Raw genomic sequence first — 4,062 nt, 5'->3', positions numbered from 1 at the left:
GGAGCCGCCGGCCCCCGCACCGCTGGCCGCCGCGCCGGTGCCGCTGGCTGTCGCGCCGCCGGCTGTCGGGCCGCTCACCGCGATGGCGTCGACAGGCACGAACCGGGTTCGGTCCCGCAACGGCAATCCGCAGTTGACCGACACCGCCTGCCACTGCGGCTGGGCGGCCAGGGTGTCCAGCCGCAGCACCCCGCCGCTCTGGGTGGCCGCCACCGCCTGCTGGCCGGCGAACGCGAGGTCCCGGCAGGTGCCGCCGATCCAACCGGCCTGCATCGACTGCCACTTCACGTCGGACTCGAACAGCCGGGTGCGGTGGCAGCCCTGGCCGGGCTTCTTCGGGTCCGGCTCGCCGGCGCCGCTCCACAGCAGGGTGGCCGGGCCGTCGTACTGCACGGCGAGGACCCGGTTGTCCACGTTGGCCAGACCGACGTGGGTGAAGCTGCCGGGTCGGCCGCCGCCGGTCGACAGGTACACCCCGAAGCTGGCCTGCGCGGCCACCGCCACCCCCGGCGCGCCACGTTCGGAGACGAACGTGCGGACCGCGTAGAAGCCCCGGTCGGCGTCGGACGGGTCGACCAGGATCTGCAAGGGCACCGCCCCGGGCAGCAGCGACACCTCGTACAGGCCGGTGTCGGTGGCCACCAGCAGCGCGCCCGCGCCGTCGCGGTCCAGCCAGGCCACGTCGGAGATCCGCGAGTCCAGGTCGGTGAGCAGCGACCACGTCTCGCCCAGGTCCGTGCTCAGGTGCACCCGGGAGCCGCCCGAGGCCCGCAGCGTCACCACCGCCACCGAGCCGGGACGCGCGACGATGCCGGGCCGCACCGGCGCGGGCGCGGGCGCCACCCGCAGTACCGTCTCGTCCTCGAAGCGACCGGCCGGTTCCCAACCCGCGCCACCGTTGCTGGAGCGGAACAGCACCGGGCCGCGCCCGGCGTACCAGGTGCGCCGCTGGTACTGGTCCACGGCGAGGGCGCGGACGTCGGCGTCGGGCGCCTCGTCGACCACGAACCGCACCGACTCGACGTATCGCACCCCCGGCTCGGCGTGCTCCAGCAGCCGGTACACGTTGGACGCCCGCAACGGCTCGCCGAACGGCCAGCCGGTGGGGTTGAGCGCGGTGGGCAGCGGGCTCAACGTCTGGTGCAGCCGGTCGTGGATGCGGCGACGGACCGCGTCCACGTCCTCCTCGCGGCGGACCACCACCCGGGCCCGTACCGACACCGCCTTGAACCGCGCCCAGCTGGCCCGGGAGCGGATGCCGACCATCCGGCGCTCCTCCAGGTCCGCCTCGACCCGGTGGCGCGCCTCGGGCACCTCGTGCTCGCGCAGCACCGCCACCGGCAGCCGACCGCCCGGACGGGCCGTCTCCGGCACGTACGGCACCAGCACCACCTCGACCTCGCCCGGTCGGGCGAAGCTGTACACCGCCGCGCGGGTGAACGCCCGCGCCCGCGCCACCGCGCCGGAGCTGGTCGCGAGGACCTCGAAGTCGCGGGCGGTGACCGCCCGCTGCTGGGCGAAGAACTCGTACGGGCCGCGCAGCAGCACCGACTCCAGCGCCTCCATCTCCCGGCCCCCGGCCGCCGGGGTGGGGTTGTCGACGCGTACCCCGGGCAGGGGGTCGCGCAGGCTGGTCAGCGTGCCCGCCGCCACGTTGCCGGTGGGCCCACCACCGGCGCGGTACCAGAGCCGGATCTGCCGTCCGGCCGGCGGCACGGCCGCGACGGTCATCGGCGGCACCGCCGCAGTGGAGACTGGCGGCACCGCCGCGATGGTCACCGGCGGCACGGCGCTCGCTGGTGCGGTCGGGTCGGCGGCGACCGGGCCGTGCGGGGTCGCCCCGGCGGGCGGCCGCAGGTCGAGTGTGGGGGCGAAGGTGACAGTGCCCGAGCACCGGTCGACCAGGTACGCCTTGGCCTGCGGGCCGAGCCCGGCGAAGCTCTCCACCGGCTGCCAGATCTCGAACGTACGACCGTCGTGCTCGCGGGCCGCCGCACCCAGCTCGACAGTGCCGGCCGGCACCTCCACCCCGAGCAGCAGGTCCAGCGCCTCGGCGGTGTGCGCCAGCGGGGCGTGTGCCGCGCGCAGCACCTGCCCGGCCTGGCCGGTGCCCACGCCGAGCAGCTCCGCCTCGACCGGTTCGCAGTGGTGCATCCGTACCGTCACCGACGTCTCGTCGGCGGGCAGCAGCGTCGGCTCGGTGGTGACGAACAGGACCGGCCGGGGGTCCGCGCCCCGGGCCGCCGCGACCCGAAGCCCGGCCGGGATCCGAACCGCGCCGCGGTCGGTGCCGGTGCGGGTGAACCGGACGTCCGCCCAGGCCGCGGTCGGCGCGTGCCGGGTGACCCCGAGCAGGTTCAGGAACGAGACGTACGCCTTCTCCGGCAACTGGTTCAACCGGTAGATCATCACCTCGGTGAGGTGCGCGAACGTCTCCACCAGCGCCATCCCGGGGTCGTGCGCCGACAGGTCGGTCCACGCCGGGCAGGACTGCTGGATCCGTTCCCGGGCCTCGGTGACCAGGTCGAGGAAACCACGATCGTCCAGGTGTGGCACGGGCAGCGTCATGACGGTCCTCCCTGAGTGGGCTCGTCGGCCGGGAGCAGGTCCACGGAGAAGACCAGTTGCCCGGGTGTCAGGCTGGCCCGCACCCGGTAGTCCAACCGGATCACCAACCGCCACGCGTCGTCCGGGTCCGGCCCGGCGTCCACGTCGATCACCTCGACCCGGGGCTCCCACCGGGCGATGGCCTGCCGGACGTAGTGGATGGCCAGACCGGCAGTGGTGTCGTCGTTGGGCGCGAAGACCAACCGGTGCAGCCGGGAGCCGTACCCGGGTCGCATCAGCCGCTCACCCGGTGTGGTGGACAGGAGCAGGAACAACGCCTGCCGTACGCTCTCGTCGCCCTCGGTCATCGCCAGGCCGCCGGCCGCGGTGAGCGCCAACCCGCCGCTACGGCCGGCGTCGAAGCCGGCGCCGACGAACCGGAACGCCCTCATCGGTCCGCCCCCAGGAACTGCTGAGCCGGGTCGCGCACCGTGTGCTTGACCAGCCCCGGCGGTGTGCCGTTGGTGAACCCCTCCAGGTGCGACAACACCACCCGGTGCCCGTCGACGCGGACCCAGTCGCTGTAGCCGACCCGGACGGTCAGCGTCGTCGTGCACGGTTTGATGGTCGGGCCGTAGTTCGGGCAGGCGACGATGCTGCGTCCCTCCGGGTCGTCGTCGACGAGCACGGGCACGCCGCTGACTGTCACCCACTGCCGCGAGGGTCGGTTCTCGACCCGGCCGTCGTGATCGCAGGTGATCACGGAGTCACTGTGGATCCAGCGCATCAGCCGCCTCCTTGCTGGTGGGCGCGGGCGAGCGAACGGGCCTGCTCCGCCGCGGTGGTCGGGTCCTCAGTCGACTCGGCGTGCAGGAAGTCCACGCTGCGGGCGCGCACCACCATGGCCCGGCCGGGGGCGGAGATCACCAGATCGGACGCCGCGTGCAGGGTGGCCAGGTCGGGGGTCAACTCCAGGAAACTGCCGCCCTCGGTGGCCAACCGAAGGCTGCGGCGTACGTCGTCGACGACGATCGACTGCCCGCCGGCGGTGCGCATCGTCCAGCGGCGGGCCTTTCCGTCGTCGATGCCCGCGTCGTACGGCTCAAGGGCGCCGAACAGCGAACCGAGCACGATGCCCGAGGCCGGCTCGCCGCCGGGCAGCACCACCAGCACGGTGTCGCCCGGATCGGGGAGCGCCACCAGGCCCTTGCCCGGCCCGGCCCCGGGGCAGAGCACGGCGAGCCAGCCGGCGTCCAGGTCCCCGTACGCCGGCAGGGTCAACCGGACCCGGCCCAACCCGTCCGGGTCGGCGACGTCGGTGACGGTGCCGAGGGTGACCGCCGCGCCGCCGATCGGGGCCGCCGGAGTCGCCGGCGGCACGGTGGAGAAGCGGGTCAGGTGCCCGTCGCCGTCCACTGTGTGCACCACCTCGGTCAGCACGTACGCCCCGGCGACCGGGTCGGGCACACCGCCCAGGTCGACGCGGCGGCCCGGCCGGAGCGCCGGGTCGCCCTC

At 74.6% G+C, this 4,062-nt stretch carries 4 protein-coding genes; all 4 read right to left on the bottom strand.

The window, feature by feature from the left end:
- A partial coding sequence (locus tag ABZU52_RS32050; RefSeq protein WP_354974659.1) for a putative baseplate assembly protein occupies positions 1–2,568 on the bottom strand: 2,568 nt, incomplete at its 3' end.
- Complete coding sequence (locus ABZU52_RS32045) at positions 2,565–2,999, bottom strand: GPW/gp25 family protein (protein ID WP_354974658.1); 435 nt, start codon at positions 2,997–2,999, stop codon at positions 2,565–2,567. The genes ABZU52_RS32050 and ABZU52_RS32045, both read right to left, overlap by 4 nt.
- Positions 2,996–3,334: a hypothetical protein gene (locus tag ABZU52_RS32040; RefSeq protein WP_354974657.1), complete on the bottom strand. Its 339-nt coding sequence runs from the start codon at positions 3,332–3,334 to the stop codon at positions 2,996–2,998. Before ABZU52_RS32040 ends, ABZU52_RS32045 begins: the two co-directional genes overlap by 4 nt.
- Positions 3,334–4,062 (bottom strand): phage baseplate assembly protein V (locus ABZU52_RS32035; RefSeq protein WP_354974656.1); only part of this gene is annotated, 729 nt, incomplete at its 5' end. The genes ABZU52_RS32035 and ABZU52_RS32040, both read right to left, overlap by 1 nt.

Source organism: Micromonospora sp. NPDC005220 (genome assembly GCF_040607895.1).
Classification (GTDB): domain Bacteria; phylum Actinomycetota; class Actinomycetes; order Mycobacteriales; family Micromonosporaceae; genus Micromonospora.
The sequence above is the reverse complement of the archived record's forward strand: the minus strand, read 5'-3'. Positions and strand labels throughout refer to the sequence as shown.